At 43.3% G+C, this 20755-nt stretch carries 23 protein-coding genes; 15 read left to right on the top strand and 8 right to left on the bottom strand.

The features are described from left to right. Positions 1-106: 106 nt before the first annotated feature. A complete protein-coding gene (locus LPKJCM_RS00715; protein WP_057961541.1) occupies positions 107-367 on the top strand; it encodes a helix-turn-helix domain-containing protein in 261 nt (86 codons plus the stop codon). 145 nt (positions 368-512) lie between these two features. On the opposite strand, the gene LPKJCM_RS00710 is transcribed toward LPKJCM_RS00715, so the two are convergent. From LPKJCM_RS00710 to LPKJCM_RS00685, 7 genes are all read right to left on the bottom strand, one after another. Further along, positions 513-950 carry a type II toxin-antitoxin system HicB family antitoxin gene (locus tag LPKJCM_RS00710; protein WP_057961542.1) on the bottom strand — a complete coding sequence of 146 codons (438 nt, stop codon included), beginning with the start codon at positions 948-950 and terminating at the stop codon, positions 513-515. 75 nt (positions 951-1025) lie between these two features. After that, on the bottom strand, positions 1026-1238 hold the full coding sequence (locus LPKJCM_RS00705; protein WP_057961543.1) for a hypothetical protein: 213 nt from the start codon (positions 1236-1238) through the stop codon (positions 1026-1028). 465 nt (positions 1239-1703) lie between these two features. Then, positions 1704-3302, bottom strand: coding sequence for a choline/carnitine O-acyltransferase (locus LPKJCM_RS00700; RefSeq protein WP_057961544.1), 1599 nt, complete (start codon positions 3300-3302; stop codon positions 1704-1706). 6 nt (positions 3303-3308) lie between these two features. Then, complete coding sequence (locus tag LPKJCM_RS13085; protein WP_165758544.1) at positions 3309-3485, bottom strand: hypothetical protein; 177 nt, start codon at positions 3483-3485, stop codon at positions 3309-3311. A 2-nt stretch (positions 3486-3487) separates the two neighbouring features. Further along, complete coding sequence (locus LPKJCM_RS00695) at positions 3488-5068, bottom strand: BCCT family transporter (protein WP_057961545.1); 1581 nt, start codon at positions 5066-5068, stop codon at positions 3488-3490. Between the two features lie 560 nt (positions 5069-5628). Then, positions 5629-6027, bottom strand: coding sequence for a type II toxin-antitoxin system CcdA family antitoxin (locus LPKJCM_RS00690; RefSeq protein ID WP_057961546.1), 399 nt, complete (start codon positions 6025-6027; stop codon positions 5629-5631). A 28-nt stretch (positions 6028-6055) separates the two neighbouring features. Beyond that, the gene (locus LPKJCM_RS00685; RefSeq protein ID WP_057961547.1) at positions 6056-6256 is read right to left on the bottom strand and encodes a type II toxin-antitoxin system HicA family toxin; all 201 of its coding nucleotides are present in this window, start codon (positions 6254-6256) and stop codon (positions 6056-6058) included. Between the two features lie 826 nt (positions 6257-7082). On the opposite strand from LPKJCM_RS00685, the gene LPKJCM_RS00675 reads away from it, so the two are divergent. The 8 genes from LPKJCM_RS00675 (at position 7083) to LPKJCM_RS13840 (ending at position 13555) form a co-directional block, all read left to right on the top strand. After that, a complete protein-coding gene (locus tag LPKJCM_RS00675; protein ID WP_057961549.1) occupies positions 7083-8843 on the top strand; it encodes a bifunctional metallophosphatase/5'-nucleotidase in 1761 nt (586 codons plus the stop codon). 17 nt (positions 8844-8860) lie between these two features. After that, positions 8861-9712: a histidine phosphatase family protein gene (locus tag LPKJCM_RS00670; RefSeq protein ID WP_225364070.1), complete on the top strand. Its 852-nt coding sequence runs from the start codon at positions 8861-8863 to the stop codon at positions 9710-9712. Positions 9713-9790: 78 nt separating this feature from the next. Next, positions 9791-10015: a hypothetical protein gene (locus LPKJCM_RS00665; RefSeq protein WP_057961550.1), complete on the top strand. Its 225-nt coding sequence runs from the start codon at positions 9791-9793 to the stop codon at positions 10013-10015. Between the two features lie 291 nt (positions 10016-10306). Next, the gene (locus LPKJCM_RS13080; protein WP_165758543.1) at positions 10307-10483 is read left to right on the top strand and encodes a hypothetical protein; all 177 of its coding nucleotides are present in this window, start codon (positions 10307-10309) and stop codon (positions 10481-10483) included. Between the two features lie 187 nt (positions 10484-10670). After that, positions 10671-11735: a lipoate--protein ligase gene (gene lplA, locus LPKJCM_RS00660; protein WP_057961551.1), complete on the top strand. Its 1065-nt coding sequence runs from the start codon at positions 10671-10673 to the stop codon at positions 11733-11735. Next, entirely contained in the window at positions 11732-13111 is a 1380-nt protein-coding gene (locus LPKJCM_RS00655; protein ID WP_057961552.1) for a lyase family protein, read from the top strand. The genes lplA and LPKJCM_RS00655 overlap by 4 nt, the downstream gene beginning before the upstream one ends. A gap of 113 nt (positions 13112-13224) precedes the next feature. Continuing rightward, the gene (locus LPKJCM_RS13700) at positions 13225-13347 is read left to right on the top strand and encodes a hypothetical protein (RefSeq protein WP_263851661.1); all 123 of its coding nucleotides are present in this window, start codon (positions 13225-13227) and stop codon (positions 13345-13347) included. A 25-nt stretch (positions 13348-13372) separates the two neighbouring features. Further along, positions 13373-13555, top strand: coding sequence for a helix-turn-helix domain-containing protein (locus LPKJCM_RS13840; RefSeq protein ID WP_087069495.1), 183 nt, complete (start codon positions 13373-13375; stop codon positions 13553-13555). A 314-nt stretch (positions 13556-13869) separates the two neighbouring features. Here LPKJCM_RS13840 and LPKJCM_RS00645 read toward each other — a convergent pair whose 3' ends face one another. Next, entirely contained in the window at positions 13870-15465 is a 1596-nt protein-coding gene (locus LPKJCM_RS00645; protein WP_057961553.1) for an amidase family protein, read from the bottom strand. 187 nt (positions 15466-15652) lie between these two features. Between LPKJCM_RS00645 and LPKJCM_RS00640 the strand changes: the two genes are divergently transcribed. From LPKJCM_RS00640 to LPKJCM_RS00615, 6 genes are all read left to right on the top strand, one after another. After that, positions 15653-16393, top strand: coding sequence for an ion transporter (locus tag LPKJCM_RS00640; protein WP_057961554.1), 741 nt, complete (start codon positions 15653-15655; stop codon positions 16391-16393). Between the two features lie 207 nt (positions 16394-16600). Beyond that, positions 16601-17386: a hypothetical protein gene (locus LPKJCM_RS00635; protein WP_057961555.1), complete on the top strand. Its 786-nt coding sequence runs from the start codon at positions 16601-16603 to the stop codon at positions 17384-17386. Between the two features lie 113 nt (positions 17387-17499). Further along, positions 17500-17895 carry a hypothetical protein gene (locus LPKJCM_RS00630; RefSeq protein ID WP_057961556.1) on the top strand — a complete coding sequence of 132 codons (396 nt, stop codon included), beginning with the start codon at positions 17500-17502 and terminating at the stop codon, positions 17893-17895. 72 nt (positions 17896-17967) lie between these two features. Further along, a complete protein-coding gene (locus LPKJCM_RS00625; protein ID WP_057961557.1) occupies positions 17968-18462 on the top strand; it encodes a hypothetical protein in 495 nt (164 codons plus the stop codon). Between the two features lie 360 nt (positions 18463-18822). After that, the gene (locus tag LPKJCM_RS00620; protein WP_057961558.1) at positions 18823-19668 is read left to right on the top strand and encodes a hypothetical protein; all 846 of its coding nucleotides are present in this window, start codon (positions 18823-18825) and stop codon (positions 19666-19668) included. A gap of 56 nt (positions 19669-19724) precedes the next feature. Further along, positions 19725-20207 carry a hypothetical protein gene (locus LPKJCM_RS00615; RefSeq protein WP_057961559.1) on the top strand — a complete coding sequence of 161 codons (483 nt, stop codon included), beginning with the start codon at positions 19725-19727 and terminating at the stop codon, positions 20205-20207. The last annotated feature ends 548 nt before the right edge of the window (positions 20208-20755 follow it).

The following is a 20755-nucleotide window of genomic DNA, read 5'->3' as shown; positions in this document are numbered from 1 at the left end:
GTCTTACTTTCACACTATACGAAACGGCAGAATAAAACCAATAAGCATGAAGTATTGCGGGCTATTCGACTGTACGAAGATTGGATTGAAAGAAGAGGTTGATATAATGACAACGTGGAATGATTTTAAAAAAGATATGTCGGCGATTTCTCCGCAGGATATGGTCACGATAGAAACACTATCACAGCTCACAGCTACTCGAATTCAAAGAGGAATTACCCAGAAAGACTTTGCGGCTCAGATTAATATGTCCCAACCACAACTTGCTAAGCTGGAACGACTAGACTCAATGCCGTCATTACACACCTTACAGCGATACGCAAATGGGTTGAATTTAAAAATTGAGTTAACGGTTGTTCCAGCTTAGGTTAGCCAGGCAGATTTTGATTCTGTGAGTGGAAAAGTCGTTAAGCTTATTTTCGAAATGTAAGGGGATCTTCTCTGAATAGTATTAAAATATTTGGAGCATAACGAAAAAGCCACCCTTTTGTGAGTAGCTGGAACAAATTAAATCAATCAATTTTTGCAATAGCCTCAGTGAGTAATTTCGAAAAATCGACTTTTTTATTCGTCGCCAAATCATCAGCCCACTTGGGGATGGTTACGGTCTTTTTGACCGGTTCATCATAATTTAAGTATTCTTTCAGATCTACAGCAACCATAGATGCAAATGACTGTTCCAGATCATAGTCGAGTGCAAAATCGGGATCATCCTTGAAAGCATCATCATTAACTAGTGAGACTTTATTTAAATTTGATGGCTTCGGCAGTTCTTTACCATCATGTAAGCAAGCAGATGCCTCAAGTCCTAACCATTCCGCTGCCATCCTCATGGCGTCGGCAACATCGATTCCCTGAGTGCCAGATGAGTTAAAGTCTGGAAAGTAGACAAAGTATTTAGTTGACTCATTGGGGTCATAGTAGAACAAAGCCGGATATGCAATGTGCATGTTGATGCTCCTTTCAGTGCGTGAAGAGAAATTAAAGAACCAATTGTTAAAAGCACAACGGTAACATACGAAAAATTAAATAGAACCCCCGATTAGCTTAAGTAGGAGGTAAACAATACCCAAAATACCCACAAGAAGCAAGATTAGAAAGACTTCAGAAATCTTCATAAAGTCAAAAATCAAACCAAACGATTTGCCAAAACGCTTTTCAACTAGGTCGTTTAGTCTGATTCCCAAATTATAAACCCATGCAAACATAGCACCTATACGACCTAACAAATTTTTCATGTCTTTGCCTCCTCTCGCTTTCAGATTTCATAGAATTAACAATGAGAGTGCTGTGAGGGGGGTGTTAATGCCAGTGTACTTTACTAAATATGATCATTCAATACCGTAATTAGAAGACCATCTTCAATCAAACCCATATATATGCTTGAAGGTCTGTGCTTGAGTTTACAGCTCCGCATAATTGATAAACAACTTTACAGATAAAACGAAAACATCTGAAACTTGAGAGCTAATAAAGCAAAAACCGCTGAAAAGCCAGCTAATCCAGGCTTTCCAACGGCGTCGTAGATTTTTTCGATTACATCATCAAATAGCAATTACCAGCTCTCCACCAGTCCCATCAGATCACGCAAACTCGTCTGAATTTCCGCCAACCATTGCTCCGGTGTAAATTGCCCATTGGTCCACGCAGAAACAGCTAAACGAATCTCATTATCAAGGATGCCATAGTAAACGCCATACCCATCAACGGCGGTCGGCGCGAAGGTGAGTCCTTGGATGACGGGAAAGCGGGATCGAGGTGGTAGATAGAAAGTCGGTTCGCAGTTTGGCCAGTTGCGTTGAGTGAAATAACTTATCCGCAACCTCCAAGCCTTCAGGAGCCTGGTTAAAGACGGTTTCCAATCCCAGCAGATGCCGTTCAACACCGTAGCCTTTTTGAGCGAGTCGGATTCTATCTGTGTGAGCTTTCGCGGCTGCTTCAAAGAGGGGTTTGAGGTGCGCCGGATCCTCCCCGTTTTGGAAGGCAAGAATGAACTGCTTTTTCTCCGCGTTGACACTGCGGGCGTTTTCTGTCCGGCCCTGATAGAAGGCCCGCATGGAAACTGGTTCGTAAATGCTGCGCCACTGGCCGGTTAGGCGGAACATGGCTAATGCCAGAGCGATGTGGAAGAACGCATCCGGACTGACCTTGGCTGCTTTGATTTGCGTTTTGCCAAAGTGGTTAAATGAGTGACTGGTAATGCTCATCTGGGCGTATAATTCCTCGGCTGTTTCATACGCGTCAGCCAATTTGGCGGCCATTCCCGTGTCTACTTCAAATGATTCGGGATCCAATTTGGCCGCCGGAATGCAACCTGAGCCGGCCGTTAACCCGGTCATGGCGTGCTGAATCAAGTTCAAAGCCGGCACACCGTCGACTCGGCTATGTTCGATGGCAAAACCAACGTGCAAGTCATCAAAAATTACTACCTGCAAGGTTTTGTCCACAAAACGATCGTCAATTTCCAGCAGGACTTCTTTCAAATGATTACCGCTGCTGGGTGCTTTCACCAGACTGATTGAAAATAACGAATCGGCCACTGAATCCCAGATGGCCTGGTTGTGAGGATTGTCCCAAAGTTCAGTTAGCAGTTGGGCGGCCTTTTCCCGTGGCAGGCTGGTGATAATTCCCGGGAAGTCGTCGGCGGCATCTTGGTGGTTGAGAATGCTAGCTATTTGGGCTTCAATGTCATTAACAGCAATGGGTTGACCGTGATCGTCGGTCACCTGAATAAAGAAAACGTGACCACCATGAATGACGGTAACCTGTTGGTCGTCAGTATCAGCAACCCCTTGGTGGAACGTGTCTTCTTGTGCATGGGCGAACCGCATGGATTTAAAGAAGTTGAGGTAGTAGCTCATGTCCATTGGGCTGCCGTCTCTGAACTGTTCAATCGGCTGTTGGCCGGTGGCAAAGCTCAGGTACGCTTCGGTGAAGTGAGCAATGATTTCCGCTGTTAAATGCGCTTGTGAAGCATTTGACGGGATGTCATCGGAACTCACGGTGAAAGCAAAGTTAGACGAACTCTGAAGCGGTTCTCGATTGGCTAAATAACCGGTTTCCCAAATCGGGGCCAGCCAGCTGCCATCGGTCCGGTCAGCCATTTTTTCGAGTCGTTGCTGCAGAATTGGGCCGTCTGATTTCGCAAACTGGTCAATGGTGGCGTCCAGGTCCGCAAATTCTTTTGCACTTAACAACGGGGTCGACCATTCTTTTAAACTGCTAAGTGTGATGTCGAGGTCCGGGACGGGTAACTTCGGTAGTTTTGGCATCAAATCTGTCGTGTATTTGGGATTGTTCATTATGGCTCACTCCTTCTTTTCATCAAAGGCTTCGTAGACAATCCAGGCGATTAAGGCAATAAACGCAATGATGATAATCGACGTGATTAAATTGCCAATAATGGAGTGCGATGCCAGCGTCTTGTCTAACGGGAAGCTTTCTTTCGGAACCAAATTTGCGGCTAAAATGATGAGGTTTGCCATGACTATTCCTTCTTTCCATCAGCGAGCTTATCGACGGCTTTTTGATTTTCATTTGCTTGCGTGAGGAGGTTCTTGCTGTAATCGAGGCGCATCTGTCGGAACATGCCGGAAATCGACAGGAAGACAAATAACATAAACGGAATCCCAATGATCACGCCAACTGCTTTTACGCCGTCCAACGTTCCGGTAATGATGTTAGAGAAGGCAATCATGGTTGCTAAAATCGACCAAATGATAACCCGGTTCTTGGGCGCATTTTCCGGACCATTGCTGGTGATGATACTCAGTGAAATCATCCCGGAAGTCGTCGTGGTTGCCAAGAAGATGACGACCAGCAACAGGAAGATCGGCCCCGTGACCGCAAATCCCGGCAGTTCCTTGAGCACCATAATGAACGACAGGTAGACGTTTTCCGGATTATTGGCGATGAAGTGGATGATTCTCCCGTCGCCGAAGAAGGTGTTCCAGAAGCCGTTGCCGGCAAAGACGCTAAACCAGAAGATTAGGAAGAATGTCGGCACCAGAATCGACATTAAAACAATTTGGCGAATCGTACGGCCCTTGGAGATCCGGGCGATGAAGATTCCTAAAAATGGGGTCCAGGAGAACCACCAGATCATGACGGTGTTCGGCCAAGAACCAAACCAGGTCTGATCGGAAAATGGGAAGGTGGTGAAGGCAACCGGAAAGACGTCAAGAAACGCATGGCGGATATTTTCAGTCACCAACCGCATAATCATCGTCGAATTAGTAATCATAAAGACATAAATCATCAGGATAACGGCAACGATGGTGTTCAATTTTCCCAGGGTGCCCATTCCCTTTTGAATCGGTAAAATGGCAGCAAACGTATAAATAAAGAACATGATGATTAGCAGGACAATCGAGCCGGTAGTCGAAGCAATGTCAATTCCGCTGACCGACTTAACCGCGTTTTGAATTTGAAAAATCCCAATGGCAATATGCGCGGCGATGGTCAAGGCAGCAGCACCGGCAGCGACGATGTTGGCGAAGACGGCGACGTTGGCGGCCCAGGGTTTATCGGAAAAGCCGGCCGCAATCGGTTCTCCCGGCAGGAACTTTTTGCCCTTATAGTAGGCAAAGTAGCCAATGACTAATCCCGCCATGGTATAGATGGCCCAAGCAGGTAAGCCCCAGATGAACATACTGTATTTTATGCCGTTTTCGGCGGCTTGGGCAGGCGAGATGCCCGCGGAAATCCCAACTGGTGACTGGAGATAGTGGACTAGGGGTTCTGCCACCCCAAAGTTAACAATTCCAATCCCGATTCCGGCGGTGAACAGGGTGCCGATCCAGGCAAAGGTGCTCATTTCCGGTTGGTCATCAGGTTTGCCAAGCTTGATCTTGCCGTATTTTCCGAATGCCAAATATAAACTAATCAGTAACAGGATGACGGGCATCGGCATCGTAAACCAACTGAAGTGCAGGTTGTATTGCCCCAGCAGGTTCCACAGGGTGGCGGTCATCCCCTTCGGACTAATCACCGCCCAAATGGAGAAGAAGCCGGTAAAGATGATCGATGCCCAGAACAGGAAATTCTTACGCTGAATAAATGCTTTCATTTTGAATTCACCTCAATTTAAAAGGTAAGCGACTGACAATATTGTTATACCCCCTTTCATAATATTTCAGAGATAGGATACATTAGAAATATTTGTGAAGAAATCGCTTACATCTTTTATTTATTAAAGTTAGATAAGTATAATATCTGTATAAATACTGGCCCTTCAGCATTTCTGGATTGTGCTAGGAATGATGATTAGATTCTTATTAAAGTCTACCAAAACGATTAGTTACATAATTCAATGAGCATAAAAAGACCACCCACTAGTTTTTGGGAGGCCTTGGTTATCAAATTGGGATGTCTGAACTCGGATACTTGTGCTATGCTTATTAGTGTGAGGTTGACCTACATTCTCCTCACCATATTAATTTTCATTTTTATTTTCTACCCCCAGTAGAAAATGATTCCCACAATTTTAATTTTGGACGACGGCTTGGTTCCCCCCTAGGTCGCCGTTTTTTGTTGTGGATGAGGTTAGGATTTTATTTGATGGTAAGGTTGGAAATTATGGCTTCATTAAAAAAGTGCCAACCGCTTTGGTCAGCACTCACAATGGTTCTATGCATGGATTTTTTCTTCTAGAGCTTCGGTCAGGACTTCACTAAAGTTGATTCCCTGTTCTTTGGCAGCGTCAGCCAGCGCAACTGGGATCGTGACGTTCTTGTGAACTGTGCGCTTCTTCATCTGTTTTAGTTTTTCTTTCATATTAACGCCCACCAAGCTCACGATGGCTTTTGAGTGTTCAGCCTGAACTTTTTTGACGTCAGATGGCGTTGGATAGATGGCATAATCTGGTAGGGCAACCGCAATAGCGTCGGGAGCCTCTTTCATTGCATCTGCTAAAGAGTGGCCTTGCGAGACGGTGTCTGGAATGTCTGGGAAAGTGACTGTGTAGTAACCATCATTATCAATGTGATCAAATATTGCTGGATAAACAACGTAATCTGGATTTTTCATCGCGTTAAGAGTGTACCACAAGCGGGGCTTATTTAAGCCCAGCTTGTTTAAGGATATAGTTGTAAGTTCCAGGTGCAATCACTGCCTTTTTACTGGCAAACGGCACCGTCACCTTGTGACCATGACCGTCAACAAAACGATGATGATCACCAGACTGGCGATTCGTTAATTCTCTGAAGCCATTTTCTTTTAACAGCTTTAGCACCTCGGATGCTTTCACCTGGGACACTCTTTTGCCTCCTCTCTATGTTGCTTATGATACACCCATGTGTATTTAAAATCAATACACATGGGTGTATAAACACGAAAGCAAATTATTATCTCGATTTAATTCAGAAGGATTGCTATGGCTACTTATTAATTCTGGCATTTGGTAAAATGAAATCGGTAGAAAGTGGTATGCACGACACTTTACGCATTGCTGAAGGGGATCAAATGATGAAGGACTCCAGCTATCGTGAGGGTGTAAATGCTGAAAAGAACAAACTTACTCGTCAAAGTTCGATTTAGCATAATACCCTTTCAATTGGGGCACTCTTCTTGTGTTAGTGACTACTTGGTGTTTATGAAGGGAAGGGATCAAATTCATGTTCGTGCAAGACGCTGATGGGAGCTTCATTTATATGCCAAAGGAGCCAAATATTTATCAGGCTGAGCAATATGGTCAAACCGACCTAAGATTCGTTTGCGAGGATACTGACGATTGTCTGGTTGGCCGAGAGGAAGTTTGATGTCAAGTGATTTCATCACCGGTGTGATTTGGAATGTACCGTTTAGGCTTATGATAAAGGAACGCCAGAATACTTTTTGGAAACAGCATCTGATGTCGACTTCATGAAAACAGCTAAAATTATAATGGACGGATTAGGTTTTGAAGGAATGATTAATAATCTTTAAGCCAATTTGTTCAAAATTTGAGCAAACGCCCATGCGCATTGATTATTAATACGCGTGGGTGTTTTTTAAGTAATCATTTTCCGTTGTACAACCTTTTACTAAATGCTAAAATAACTACGAAAGCGTTTTCAAAAATACATCTTAATTGGGGGATAGTGATGAAGAAATCAACGAAACAAATGATCAAGTGGGCCAGCATTGCAGTACTCACCGCCATACTTGGCGTGGGCATTGGGACTGGACACTCGGACGTCCAAGCCAGCAAAACCACCAGTTCCAAGATACCCGTTCAACTCCTGGCAATTAACGATATTCACGGCGGCCTGCAGACAACCGGTAAATTTGTCATGGACCAAACGACCGTGAATAATGCCGGTGGCCTTGCGCGACTCGGGGGTTATCTCGACCAGTCGCAGCAACAGTTTGCCCAAAAGAATCCTGGTGGGGTGACGGTTCGGCTTCAAAGTGGTGATATGGTTGGGGCAAGTCCGGCCAACTCGGCGCTCTTGGATGATGGACCGACCTTGGCCGCTTTGAAGGCGATGAAAATTCAGGTTGGGGTTCTGGGCAATCATGAGTTTGATCATGGTATCGACCAGTATTTGGCAGAAACGCAAGGCAAAACGCCAAGTACGGCTAACTTGAAGAATCAACTTCAAGTGCAAGCAATTAATGATTACCCGTTTGCCAACACTAAGATGAAGATGTTGATCGCAAACGTGATTGATAAGGCGACCAACAAGATTCCGACTGGTTATCGGCCATACACCATTCAGAAGGTTGTTGATAAAAAGACGAAACAATCAGTTCGGGTTGGCTACATTGGCATCCTGAACACCAATTTGCCGGGGATCGCCAAGAATTACAAGTTACTGGATGAAGCAACCACCATTGCCAAATACGGCCGGGTCTTGCGGGCAAAGGGCGTCAAAGCCATCGTTGTCCTGGGGCATACAGGTGCCGTCACTCAAAACTGCAAGACGACTGGGGATGCGGTCAATGATATCAAAAAGCTGACGAAGATTGATCCGCACAACAGCGTTGATGTTTTCTTTGCGGCTCACAGTCACCAATATGCCGATGGGGTTGTCAATGGGATTCCCGTGCTTCAGGCGGGATTCCAGGGTAAAGGATACTCCGAGGTCACAGGGACTTTGAACGCCAAGACTAAGGATTTCGATAAACAGGGTTTGAAAGCCCTCGTGAAGCCGGTCTATTCTCTGGCAGATGATCCGGGGTCGACGTTTAAAAACGACCAGACCTTCTATACCATCACGGACATTATTAACAGTGCCAATAGCCGGGTAGCACCAATCATCAATACGCCGGTGGGCTCGGTTGAAGGCGGTAAAACCATCAGCAATGACCTCTCAGCGACCAAGGAATCGGCGGCCGCATACGTCGTCGTTGATGCCCAACGCAACGTTGCCAATAAGGAAGGCCATAAGACGGATATTGCCGTGACCAGTAATGATTCCATTCGCAGCGCGATGAACGTGGATGGCGCCGGGAAAGTCACCCTTGGAACGCTGTATGACATGCAGCCATACGGCAACAGCCAGCCAATCGTTGAAATGACTGGTCAGGATATCATTGACTTATTAAATGAACAATACACGAAGTCGCAATTATATTTCTTACAGCTATCAGGTCTGACCCACCACTTTAAATCGGCCACGAACGGCGACCAAATCGCTGAGGTTTCTGATGTCCAAGTTGATGGCCAAGATATTAATGTGAACGGTACGTACCGGGTTTTAACCAATGACTATCTGTCCACCGGCGGCGACGGCTACCAGGCGTTTGCCAAGGGAAAAATTGTCGATAACGCCGGCCAGGACATCGATCTTTTGACGACTTACATGCAAGACAACAGCCCGATTCCAGTTCCACAATTAAATCGCAAAATTCAGGGATAATGAGAGGAAAATCTATTATGAAAATTTCAGTGAAGTTAATGACCATCATCGGCACACTCGGGATGGCGGGGACCATTGCGGTTACCATGCCAACGCAAACCATCGATGCTCAAGCGAAGACAGCGACTAAAACTGTCAAAACGACAAAAACGGTTACCATTTATTTAACCCGTCACGGTGAAACGACTGGTAACGTCATGGGCCGTGTTCAGGGCTGGAGTGATTTCCCACTGACTGCCAATGGGGTGAAGGTGGCTGATCAGCTCGGGTATGGACTGAAAGGTGTTAAGTTCAAGGCAGCCTATGCCGGGAATCTAACTCGTCAGGAAGTCACCGCCAAGGAAGCCTTAAAGTACTCTGGGAATACCAAAGTAAAAGTGAATATTTCAAAGTTCCTGCGTGAGGGCGGCTATGGTAGTTTTGAAGGCGACAGTATTGCGGCTGATAATGACAAGATTGCTGGCGTTTACGGCTATTCCTCAGGCGCCGAGTTCCAGAAGAGTACCGGCAAGAATTATTGGAATGAGCTGCAGGATGCATACTACACTTTAGATCAAGCCAACTCACAGGATACGAAGCTGGTAAGTGGGGACCGCGCAGAGAGCGCTGCAATGGTTCAGAAACGGATGACGACTGAGTTGAATACAATTGCCAAGAACACCCAAAAGCAGGGCGGCGGCAATGCGTTAGTGGTTAGCTCGGGGATGTCAATTAATGAATATCTTTCAACGATGGCACCTGATTATACCGGCGCTGCGATTCCGAATGCGGCCGTGACCAAGCTGGTTTATAAGAATGGGCATTTGGCTGTGAATGGGCCGATTGCTTCGCTGGCTTATGTTAATAAGGGTGCGGAGATGATGAAGTAACCTCAGACGGTAATGATCCCTAAATGGGTTATTTAGTGACAGGGGTATCAAGCAGTAATAAGTTGCATGGAAAGTAGGATGGTTCAAATAAAGATTAACGAACTATTGACGAAATGTGAGTTGAAAATAATTTATCAATATTTGCCTGAGATTGACGTAACGAAAGAGTTGACTGAAGATTTGTTAGCAGATTTTGAAGAGCAGGTCGATGATATCTATATTCAACTTGGATTTACAAATGAAACACTTAATAAAATTGGCAAGCAATTGGAGACCATCGTTGATAAGTTGGCGGAATCATAAGCTGGATATTGCCTAGGTGTGCAATCCATTTTTAATGGCCGGTAGATAGTCAGCCTATTAGGTAGACCGCAGTGTAACCCAAAAAATTACGACTACAGAAAAATAGTTAGAGGGTGATCGAGAATGATTGAATTTAACACTGATTCAAATCAATATCGTGTTCAGCCAGATACGATCAGTAAGTATCCTACGAACAATCTCGATCACCTAATATCTAGACTGACAGAGTTTTCTCGGTTAAATGAATTCCTGACTGAATATACAATTGCATGGTCTTGAGGAGATGCTCTAATGGCGAAGAAACAAAAGTTCAAACATTTCTTGCCCATACCGGTTGGTGAGGTCGATGAAGCTCCAATTTCGATTATTAAGGTCAACAAGTCGAAAGAAGAAATTTTAAAAGACATTGCTAAACGTCGCGGTGTTTCCGTTGAGCAAGTTAAGGCATCACTTTCAACAATTGAATAGATAGTTAATTAGCACTCTGGTGGAGGGTGCTATTTTTCTATCCAACTTTAACTCTGAATACGTTGCAAAAAGCTGTTTTTCAGTGGTGGAAGCATATGGGTCTCCGTTTTCAGTAACACCCCGTTAACTTATTCACCTAAAATGGTATACTTAATCCTGAAAGCGTTAACAAAATCCAAAGGTCGTGATGATAATTTTATACGTTGATATTTCAACTGGTTACAAGTACATCAAGGAAAAGCCAGAAATTGCACAATGCTTATCGGTTTATTTCCTAACGAATAAGAAGTTCAAAGATGACGTTTTATACTTTTACCATCCGGTTGCGCCACAGGTAATTGTGGGGGCCAATCAGAATGTTCATTTTGAAGTCAATTTAGATTACATTCACCAACACGGCATTGCCTTGACTCGTCGTGGTGCCGGCGGTGGAGCAGTATATGTGGATCCGGGTAATTTAACTTACAGCTTCAACGTTAATGATGATGGAACGAACTATATGAACTTTCGACATTTTGCGGATCCGGCAATTGAAGTGCTGCATCAAATTGGTGTCGATGCTGAAATGACTGGGCGAAACGATTTGACTGTTAATGGGCAGAAGTTTTCGGGGATGTCGACGTTAAAAATCGGCAATCGGTTTACATGTGGCGGAACATTAATGCTGGATGTTGATTTGCAATCGGCAAGTCAGGCACTTAATCCGCCTAAATCTAAATTAAAATCAAAAGGAATCAAATCGGTTAAAAGCCGGGTCACCAATCTGAGGCCTTATCTGAAAGGGAAGTTTGCGAAGTTAACGTCCGATGATCTGCAGACGATGATTCTCCAAAAAGTCTTTCACACTGAAAACCTCAAGGACATTCCGACGTATATTATGAGTGAGGATGATTGGGACAACGTTAAGCAGATTGCTCAGGAAAAGTTTGGCACGCCAGATTGGGTGATGGGCACCACGCAAGAGTTTGGGAATTATCACACGAGACACTTTGACGGGATTGGAACAGTTGGAGTTAACTATTCCGTTGAAAATGGAATCATTACCCAGGCAAAAATTTATGGTGATTTTAATAATGCTGGTGGGGATTTGCATCATATTGAGACCCAGCTGATTGGGACGCCATTTAAACGTGATAATTTGATTGAAGCGTTCAGAACTGGGGACGTTCAGAGTAATATTGGTAATGTCTCGCCAGCCGATTTAGCGGATATGTTGATAGATGATCAGTATAAGGAGGAGATTCCAAAATGAGTGGTGAAGTTCTTGGATCAATTTTTAATCAAAATGGCTATTCAACTGCCAGAATGCGGGCAGTTTGGACTGATGAAAATCGATTAAAAGTTGTCTGTCAGGTTGAAACAGCTCTGGCATATGCAATGGCAAAGGCTGGCAATATCCCCGAAAGTGCCTATCAGCAAATTCAAGCCCGCTTGGTTCCCGAAAACTTTGATCTCACTCAATTGAGGTTGGCGGCTGCTCGTTCCGGTCATTTCTTAGCAGGCTTTGTCAGCTATGCACAGCAACTGTTTGACGGTGATAGCGGCCAATATGTGCACTATGGGGCGACGAGTGAAGATATTGAGGATACCTGCTATGTGATGCAGCTAAAGCAGGCTGATGAGATTATTCTGGACTATTTAGAAAAATTTGGTTCGGTCTTATATCAGTTGACGGACAAATACAAAAAGACCCTTACCGTCGCGATGGCCCACCGAACCTATGCAGCACCAACGACTTTGGGGTTTAAGTTGGGCATTCACCTGAACGAACTGGATTATCTCATGCGACGACTGAAAGCGGTTGGTAAATTTACCTTTGCCGGCTCACTTGCCGGAGTAGAAGGCCTGTCCACGATGCTGGGAGATCACTATGAACAGGTCGAAGCTGATTTTTGCAACCATCTCAACCTGGCTGTGCCGGAAATGTATTGGCATACTCAACGGGAACGGTTCACGGAATATTGCAATGTCTTAACGATGACTGCGCAGTTGTTGGGTAAACTGGGTCGAAACTTGTTGGTTATGAATCAAACTCAAGTTGGTGAATTTCACGAAACCTATGCCAAAGGCCGCCAGGGATCAACGGTTATCCCAACTGTTGAAGAACCATATATGTGTGAGGCAATTGTTAACTTGGCGACTGTTATTCGAAATGAAATGCCACTGATGTATGATACGATGCAGGTGACTGGCGAGAAGGATACAACGGTTTGGCGGGATATTTATGTGGTGCTGCCGGAGATTACCATGTATTTGTCAGGTCATCTTAACTACGCCGTTACCGTTTTATCCAAAGGTTATTTTGATACGCAACGAATGGCCAAAAACTTCGACTTGGATGATGGGACGATGTATTCTGGCGCAATCATGATGGCGCTTGGAAAGTATATTGGTCGGCAGAATGCCCATGAGCTGTTGGTCCGGTTGCGGGTTGAAGCTGATGACCAGGACGTTTTGCTTTGGGATTTGTACTACTCTGATAAGGAGATTGCCAAGTACCTTTCTCGAGACGATTTAAATCGGATTATGTCACCAGAGAATGTTTTGCCTCATGCTGTCGAGAAGACTGAGAAAATATTGAGGCTGTATCGGCAGCGAAATGGGTCTGATATGGTAAGCTCTCATTAAGGGTGGATAGTTTTAAATCTTAAACTGGGTTAGTAACGGTGTTTGTTTATTGTATCCCCCCCAACGTATGTGGGTGTGAACCCATATGGCCTAAATTACGAGGAGTGTGAACTATGAAGAATGAAGACGAAAGATTAGTTGACCAAAGCCTGGAAGAGTTGAAACGTTATATTGACGGTGATAGTTCAGATGTCACTATCAAAAAAATCAATTCAGGTATCAGATATGAGTCATGATGATATTAAGTAATTCAGGAATCAAGTGGGCATTACACAACAATCATTGGCGGCCTACATTGGTGTATCTATTAGAACAGTTCAAAGCTGGGAGATAGGAAGAACCCACCCAAATCCGGCTGCAAGACGGCTACTTCAGTTATTGATTAATAATCCTGCGCTGCTGAATGTTTTTATTAATGAAAGTGAATTGATTAGCCAAAAATAGGTAGCTTGGTATTTTAATTGGTTTAATAACAGCGTTTGTTTAGTGTATTCCCCACACAAGTAGGGGTGATCCTGACAAATGAAGGAGATCAAAAGTAATGACTAAGTATTCCCCACGAATGTAGGGATGATTCTATATCTATTTACTAAAAGATATAAAGATAAGTATATTCCTACATTTGTAGGAGTTTCCAAAATAGCACCCAACCAGCTGGCTTCCACCAACTAGTTGGGTGCTATTTATATCTAGCCTATTGATCAACTAAATTTGTGCTATGGATACGACACTTTTGAACTATAATGTTCATTCAGTTGTTACTTATAGTTGTCCAACATCTTAAACTGACGATGATCTTGGAAGTAAGCCCCAACCTTCAGCAGCAATTTATCATTCCCCTTAGCCGCCTCAAACTGAATCCCAAGCGGCATCTTTTGCTTGCTGACATAGGTTGGTAAGCTGATTGCGGGTTCGCCAGAGAGATTTGCCAGCTGGGTAAACGGCGTTTTGGTCAAGCCGTGCAGCCAAGCATCATAAATGGTTTGAATCTGCTGGTCATGATCAAGGCTGCCGATTTCTCTGAGTTTGTCCACGTTTTGCGGGAGATATGCCGGATCGGTATTCTTCGGTGCGGTAACCGCTGTTGTTGGAGTCAGATAGAGTGGGTATTTCTTATGAAACGCCGTCATCTGTCGGTTAACCAAATCAAGTTCATTTTGAACAGTCGTATCCGCATTAGCCGGCTGCTTTTGGTCAGCCTGGTAAAGCGCCCAAGTCATTGGTGAAACATCATCGAAGGTCATATTTCTACCAGTAGCATTCTTGATCAGCGTGTTGGCGCTAGTCCCAGTTCCGGTTGATTCCAAATAGTAGATGTGCATCAATTTAACACCATCCACAGGCGAATTAGCTTTAACAACTTTAAAGCCTTTTGATTTCAGGAACGAAACGGCTTGTTTGACTGCATTAACGGCGTCTTTACTAACAGGTGTGCCAACTGGTGACTTAGTTGAATAAGCAATTGGAATTTTCTTGATATTTTTCGGAACGGCTTTTAACATCGCATCACCGGAGTGATCAGAGGTTGCCAGCATGCCATTAAACAGGGTCTGCATATCCTGAATATTTTTGGCGTCGGCAAAGTTCACCGAAGATGGGGTGGTGTCGTCGCCTTCAATGACACCTTGAGTGGGTTTCAAACCAATGACCCCGGTCCATGATGCCGGAATTCTCAGCGAGCCGCCCGCATCATTACCGGTTGCGACCGGAACGATGTCGTCCGCCACGCTGGCCACGGCACCACCTGACGAACCACCGGTATTATCGGCGAGATTCCAAGGGTTATGAGCAACGCCATTTAATGCTGAGTTGGTAATGTTAATTAAGCCAAGCTCTGGAAAATTGGTTTGGCCGATCACGATGAAGCCCATTGACTGCAACCGTTGAACAAAGGAGCTCGTTGTGGTTGCTTTTTGATCAGCTAAGGGAACTAAGCCGCGGGTGTTTGACGACCCCAGAATTGGTTGACCCAAGCCTTTGATTAACAACGGAACACCATAAAATGGCTGCCCGGTATCCTTCAAGTTGGCGGCTTCTTTCATGGCCTGATCTTCTCTTAACGAAATCACGGCATTCAGCTGAGGATTGTCAGCTTTGATTTTCGCAACAGCGTGTGCAATCAGTTGCTGTGGCGTTACCTGGCCACTACGAACTAGTTTGGCAAGTTGCGTTGCGGAGGAGTGTTCATACGTTGCGTCGGAAATATTCGGCGCAGATGTGGCCGTAGAAGTGGTTGCCGGTGTGTCGGCCTGAATGCTCACTGAGTTGGTGGCTGCAACTCCAAATAGAATTAAAGATGTTCCCAACAAGAGTGAACGGCGTAAATACTTCATAAAATTACCCTGAGTTTCCATGATTGCCTCCCTCAAACAAGATTGTTGTACCATGGAATATGTTAAGCGGTTTCATGGGGATGTCAAGGGGGTGGAGGTGTTTTGTGATTAGCTTGTTGACTTCGATTCCGCCATTGATTAGTCTAATTAACGAGTGGACTAACCTGTAAAAAAGTGCCGTCGATTATAATTTGATGGAGGTGTAATCATGCATCAAAAAATTATTGCAGCTATTTATGACTGGCTGATTGTCATTCTTGCCTTATTTTCGATATTATTGGTAGTCTTGGATTTCACAAAGACCATTAATTTGGACGCTATGCCCTGGTTTTTTGTTGATAATGGGATTCTCCTGATTTTTACAGTTGACTATTTCGCTCGTTTACTTGTAAGTAAAAACAAGTGGGAGTTTTTCAAGCATAACATTTTTGATCTATTAGCGATTCTGCCGTTTTATTCGGTATTTAGCTTTTTCCGATTTGCACGTGTATTCCGCATAATGAGATTGGTCAGAGCATTTAGATTCGTACGGCTAATTGGTTTCGTTGGAAAAGTCCAAAAGTACACCTCTAAATTTTTAAAGACGAATGGTTTGATTTACCTGCTTTGGGTCAGTTTGGCAGTGTTAATCATTTCGGCGACATTATATTCGTTGGCTGAAAACGTTTCGTGGAGTGAATCGCTGTGGTGGGCGATTACAACCGCAACCACCGTTGGTTATGGGGACATTTCCCCACACACCCTTGTTGGAAAAATCGCCGCGGTGCTGCTGATGATGGTTGGAATTGGCGTTATTGGGTCGCTCACGAGTGCGATGACCACATTTTTTACGAATAAGGAAAATGAGGATCATTCGGCTAAGATATATCGAAAGCTAGAGAGGATTGAAATGGAGAATGTGGAATTGACGAGGGAAATGGAGCGATTGGAGAAGAAGTTAAATAAATAACCATATTTTGATATCTTATTATAGGGGGGTGCGATGTGTGAAAATAGTTGGTGACTCTATAATTCTCTAAATGCGGCCAAGTCTTACATGGATATGCCTTTTCTGCTGACAATCGGAGTGAATGCAAGTCAAAAAAAATATGAATGATATAATTCTTTCTTTTGAATGAGCGTGTTACATATGAATAATTTCTAATGGGGGAAACTTATGAGAAAGCTTAGTATGAAAATATCTGAGCCACTTAAAATCAAACTTTATCATTATTATCGAAGAGCGCTTGATTTGCTATCGAATCATGGTTGGCAATTCTTCTTAATAATAGTAATGGTGGGTTTTCTAAGTGGCTATTTTGGGGATTACACTAATTTAAACGGAGAAGTTGGAAGAGTCGTAGCGTTGATAATTAACGCAATGAAACGAATGAAATTATCGGTAATTGATATTTGTTCAATTGCATCAGTATTGTTTGTTGCATTGACGTTTTGGACTCAAATTTATGATAAGAGGCGGCAGGCGGCTGTTCATGTAGCTACTTGGTATAAGGAAAAGGGACTTACAGGTGAGGGAATTGTTTCAAATGGTAATGAATTCCCCATTTACAATGTCATAGCCTTTGTGGTTCCGAATGACTTTTCAACCAAAAGTGTGAAGAAAGTTTTTCGAATGAGCCTTTCATCCGCATCTACTGATGATGAATGGAAAGTGGGGATTTTTCACGATAAATTGAGCAAAAAAATGGCCCATGTTGAGAAACAACAGCGCAAAAGGGAAAATAAATTTCACGGTATACGGTATTGGGAGGTCTTTCCACCCGGTAAATCTTCTTTCTTATTTGATAATAATCACAGTATGGGTAACGAGCATAAAATCCCTGGCGTTTTCTTTACGGATAATCAAAACGTGCAATGGCTTAGAGACATTGACGGTAACTTAAAGCGAAAAGGGTATGTGAAATGTGCGCAAAAGATGGGGTTAATTTACAAGCATGTCTAGGAGTGTTTGTGTAGACTACATTAATTGAATTCCCAGTTGGAGATAAGATATTCGTATATATAAAAGCGCCCTCATGGTACACTTAAAGCAAATTTAGAAAGGAAGCGTACACAATGCGATACAAACTGACCGCTAAACAAATTGAAGAATTGCCTTTCAGTCATGGCCTAACTTGGGGTGGCTTCACTGGCATGACGTTTTTACGCGATGATAATGAACTGGATACTACGACTTTAAGTTTAATTGATAACTTTGAACATGCAGTAACCCCCTTAAGACACGCTGAAAGAGCTGAGCGGACCCATCTAATTGAAGGCCGACTTCTACACCCCGTTGCCTTAACTAAAGGAACCCAAGAGGAACGGAATACTGCTGAACGGCGGCTAAAAGATCGGTCAGGTATTTCGACGGATTACTTTTTAGACCCCAAGTCTTACCCAGAGGCTTACAAAGATAAAGCAGACACCGGCAACCCTGTAGCTGATATTATTGGCGGGGTGTTGCTCTGAAAGTACGCAGCCGGGGGCTTTAGCCATCCATCAGGCCAAGATGAAGACGACAAATATTAGGGGGTAACCAAAATGTTTGGACTATTTAAGAAACCCAAAAAACAGTATCAATTCAACTTAAAACCCACATCCACTATAACGCGACCAAAGCCAACAACTGATAAAGGAGGAGAACAAATTAAGTTAATTGAGGATTATTTGAAAGATCAGCCGAAAGCCAAGCAAGAAGCTGGCAAATGGCTGTTGTTCGATAGTAATCGATACTACGATTTCCCCAGTCAGTTGTTTCAGCAGATTCAGATTTATCAATCGAAGAATCTCGACGGCACCAGTGTCACCCAAGACCCATTAGTGGCTGTGGAAATCTTTGATAGTGATCCGAAGACTGTTAAGGAGCTAGTGGCAGCTAACAAGGATCAGGCAATTTTAGAGGAGGTTGAACCTTATAACACGGATCTATATAACAAACGAGTTTTTGGAATCCTGATGTATGAGGTAGTGGCTAAGGAGCTGTTGGTCAACGCTTTACACAAGCAGGTCAAGAGTTACCGAGGTTACATAAAATAAGGTGGAGATTCATCATACAAAGGCTACCTCTAGTTTGGTGTGTTGTCCTCCATCAAATATCTGGTACGGTTTTTGGTACTATTCAAGTCATTTAATATTTGATTGAGAGGAAATAGCTATGTTGTTATGTGTTTTTCGTATGTAGAAAAGTCTAATATCCATATAGTTATTTAGTTCACTTTGAGTTATTATAATGATATACTCTGACAACACTAAGTAAGAAGCTTTTTTCAGTGTTGGGTTATTGTTGAGAGATTGTTTTCGGTGTCACATTTTCAATGCCGTTTGAGTAATACATATAATTACTGATACTAAAATTTTCAGCCGTGAAATAGCGTCCAGTTAGAGGAGCTAACAGGAATGATTGCTAAATTTAAAATACCTCGTTTGCTAATAACTGCCCCTTTATCAATCATCATTCTAATTGGAATGGGTACTTTTGCCAGCCATTCTTGTGCTGCTGCGCGTGTTTCCCCGGTGATGGATGATCAGCTGCATATTTTGACGGACTCTCAGAAGGAGCAAATAGCGGCAGAAAATGAAAAGTTGTCCCATAAGCCTACCAAGCAGCAGATTTGGTTTATTTCAACGGACAAGACACCGAGTGATTTTGATAAGGTTAATAGTCCTTTGGATCTGGAAACTATCAGCGAGTCTGGGTTTAGTTTGCTGAATTTACAACAAGCCACGTTGGATTTTGTGAATGACCTTACCAGTGAGTATACGGATCTTAACCAAGACTCAGATGATCCAACCGAAAAGCAAGCTTTTAATGAAGTTGGTGATTATGTGACGATTATCTTAGTTGCACCTAACTTTAAGTATTCGGTCATGCCATTATTATCTGGAGACTCACAAGTTCATATTAGTGACGTTCGCGACTTTATCATGACCCGCCAGCTGAATTTTAAAGATGACAGCCAAGCTAACGTGATGCACACCGTGAATTTTGTGAGTGCCTTCTTGAACACAAAAGCAACCAACAAGGATGACGATGGCGGAATAACGTTTGGTGAATTAGTTTGGATCTTGATTGGCCTGGTTGTGGTGCTTGGAATTGTGCACCATATTAGGCATCGAAATGATCCACACAAGCCTTTCGGTATCAGTCCTGAAATGGATGATGCTTCTGCTAAGTATGATAATGGATGGCTTGATGGCGTTTATTATGGGGAGAATAGTGGGGATGATTCGTTTAAGAATTAGTCTGGACTAAGCGAATAGTTTCTACCTTAGATTATTCATTGAAGGGAGAGGCCATCATGAGTTCTCAAGAAATAACCGACTCAAATCAATATACGCCAGTTCTCAACCCGCTATACATTGAACAATACGGATATACATACTTGTTGCCGATGACCTTTGTAAATACTCTTGTGCCAACGTTTGATACCAAGGATACAACTAAACTGTTATTTATTGATACGTATAACATGACGTTGGTAGGTAAAACAGGAATGTATTACGGGAGGCTTGAACCTATTTCCATGGATGATTACAGACCGTACTATTGGGTACGTCCACATGGCTTCTTTGATGATCCGGTCACCTTTGATGATAAGGTCAGGGAATATATTAAAGCTCATAAGTCTGATTTTGGGGAATCAATTCGAAAAGATTATAGAATCATGCAACAAGCATTCATCTATGCAAAGGACCGTCCACCTTTGCTGCTGGATGATCCACCGGAGTATCCAAGAGATACTAGTGACCACTGGGGGACTTTATGGCTGGATTCTCTATAGCTGGGTTTATGAATGGTGGATGGGGTCATAAGAGGTAAGATGATTTGCTGACACTAAGTCAATACAATATCTCACAAATTTATTATGAGAATTTCTTAAAAAGGGGTCTGAATGTTGAGTGATGTTATAAGATGCGCATTGAATATTGATCAAGTAAGTAGTCCGAATATTATCCAGTTTTTCGCAGAAGCAGGAATTCGAATTCTAGATTTTAAAGATGCAAATGAGGTGAACATTCCTCTATCTTTTTTAAGGAAGGTGTATCAAAAAATAGGCCTTTATTTTTTAGACTCGTCGCGGAATTCGGACTGAGAGGATATCAAGTAATCTCTGATAGTAATTCTAGCTTGTTTTATACAGACGTTGATTTCTTTGATAATGAAGAACTGAAACTTGAAAGCTAATAATCACGCCAAAGGCGTGTGGTTATTGGCTTTTTTGGCAAAAAAATAAACGCAAGCTCTCCTGCGTTGTATACTTTAGTCGACCAAAACCAAGATACAAAGGAGACTTACGTCATGAATATTATAAGACAAAAAAATACAGAA

This window comes from Lentilactobacillus parakefiri (genome assembly GCF_002157585.1).
Classification (GTDB): Bacteria; Bacillota; Bacilli; order Lactobacillales; family Lactobacillaceae; genus Lentilactobacillus; species Lentilactobacillus parakefiri.
Note: the sequence above shows the minus strand (reverse complement) of the source record. Positions and strands in the feature narration are given on the sequence as shown.

Excerpts from the sequence above, each read along its gene's own strand:
- LPKJCM_RS00715 (WP_057961541.1), top strand. The coding sequence starts at position 107 with ATGACAACGTGGAATGATTTTAAAAAAGATATGTCGGCGATTTCTCCG.
- LPKJCM_RS00710 (WP_057961542.1), bottom strand. The coding sequence starts at position 950 with ATGCACATTGCATATCCGGCTTTGTTCTACTATGACCCCAATGAGTCA.
- LPKJCM_RS00705 (WP_057961543.1), bottom strand. The coding sequence starts at position 1,238 with ATGAAAAATTTGTTAGGTCGTATAGGTGCTATGTTTGCATGGGTTTAT.
- LPKJCM_RS00700 (WP_057961544.1), bottom strand. The coding sequence starts at position 3,302 with ATGAACAATCCCAAATACACGACAGATTTGATGCCAAAACTACCGAAG.
- LPKJCM_RS13085 (WP_165758544.1), bottom strand. The coding sequence starts at position 3,485 with ATGGCAAACCTCATCATTTTAGCCGCAAATTTGGTTCCGAAAGAAAGC.
- LPKJCM_RS00695 (WP_057961545.1), bottom strand. The coding sequence starts at position 5,068 with ATGAAAGCATTTATTCAGCGTAAGAATTTCCTGTTCTGGGCATCGATC.
- LPKJCM_RS00690 (WP_057961546.1), bottom strand. The coding sequence starts at position 6,027 with ATGAAAAATCCAGATTACGTTGTTTATCCAGCAATATTTGATCACATT.
- LPKJCM_RS00675 (WP_057961549.1), top strand. The coding sequence starts at position 7,083 with ATGAAGAAATCAACGAAACAAATGATCAAGTGGGCCAGCATTGCAGTA.
- LPKJCM_RS00670 (WP_225364070.1), top strand. The coding sequence starts at position 8,861 with ATGAAAATTTCAGTGAAGTTAATGACCATCATCGGCACACTCGGGATG.
- LPKJCM_RS00665 (WP_057961550.1), top strand. The coding sequence starts at position 9,791 with ATGGTTCAAATAAAGATTAACGAACTATTGACGAAATGTGAGTTGAAA.
- LPKJCM_RS13080 (WP_165758543.1), top strand. The coding sequence starts at position 10,307 with ATGGCGAAGAAACAAAAGTTCAAACATTTCTTGCCCATACCGGTTGGT.
- lplA (WP_057961551.1), top strand. The coding sequence starts at position 10,671 with ATGATAATTTTATACGTTGATATTTCAACTGGTTACAAGTACATCAAG.
- LPKJCM_RS00655 (WP_057961552.1), top strand. The coding sequence starts at position 11,732 with ATGAGTGGTGAAGTTCTTGGATCAATTTTTAATCAAAATGGCTATTCA.
- LPKJCM_RS13700 (WP_263851661.1), top strand. The coding sequence starts at position 13,225 with ATGAAGAATGAAGACGAAAGATTAGTTGACCAAAGCCTGGAAGAGTTG.
- LPKJCM_RS00645 (WP_057961553.1), bottom strand. The coding sequence starts at position 15,465 with ATGGAAACTCAGGGTAATTTTATGAAGTATTTACGCCGTTCACTCTTG.
- LPKJCM_RS00640 (WP_057961554.1), top strand. The coding sequence starts at position 15,653 with ATGCATCAAAAAATTATTGCAGCTATTTATGACTGGCTGATTGTCATT.
- LPKJCM_RS00635 (WP_057961555.1), top strand. The coding sequence starts at position 16,601 with ATGAGAAAGCTTAGTATGAAAATATCTGAGCCACTTAAAATCAAACTT.
- LPKJCM_RS00630 (WP_057961556.1), top strand. The coding sequence starts at position 17,500 with ATGCGATACAAACTGACCGCTAAACAAATTGAAGAATTGCCTTTCAGT.
- LPKJCM_RS00625 (WP_057961557.1), top strand. The coding sequence starts at position 17,968 with ATGTTTGGACTATTTAAGAAACCCAAAAAACAGTATCAATTCAACTTA.
- LPKJCM_RS00620 (WP_057961558.1), top strand. The coding sequence starts at position 18,823 with ATGATTGCTAAATTTAAAATACCTCGTTTGCTAATAACTGCCCCTTTA.
- LPKJCM_RS00615 (WP_057961559.1), top strand. The coding sequence starts at position 19,725 with ATGAGTTCTCAAGAAATAACCGACTCAAATCAATATACGCCAGTTCTC.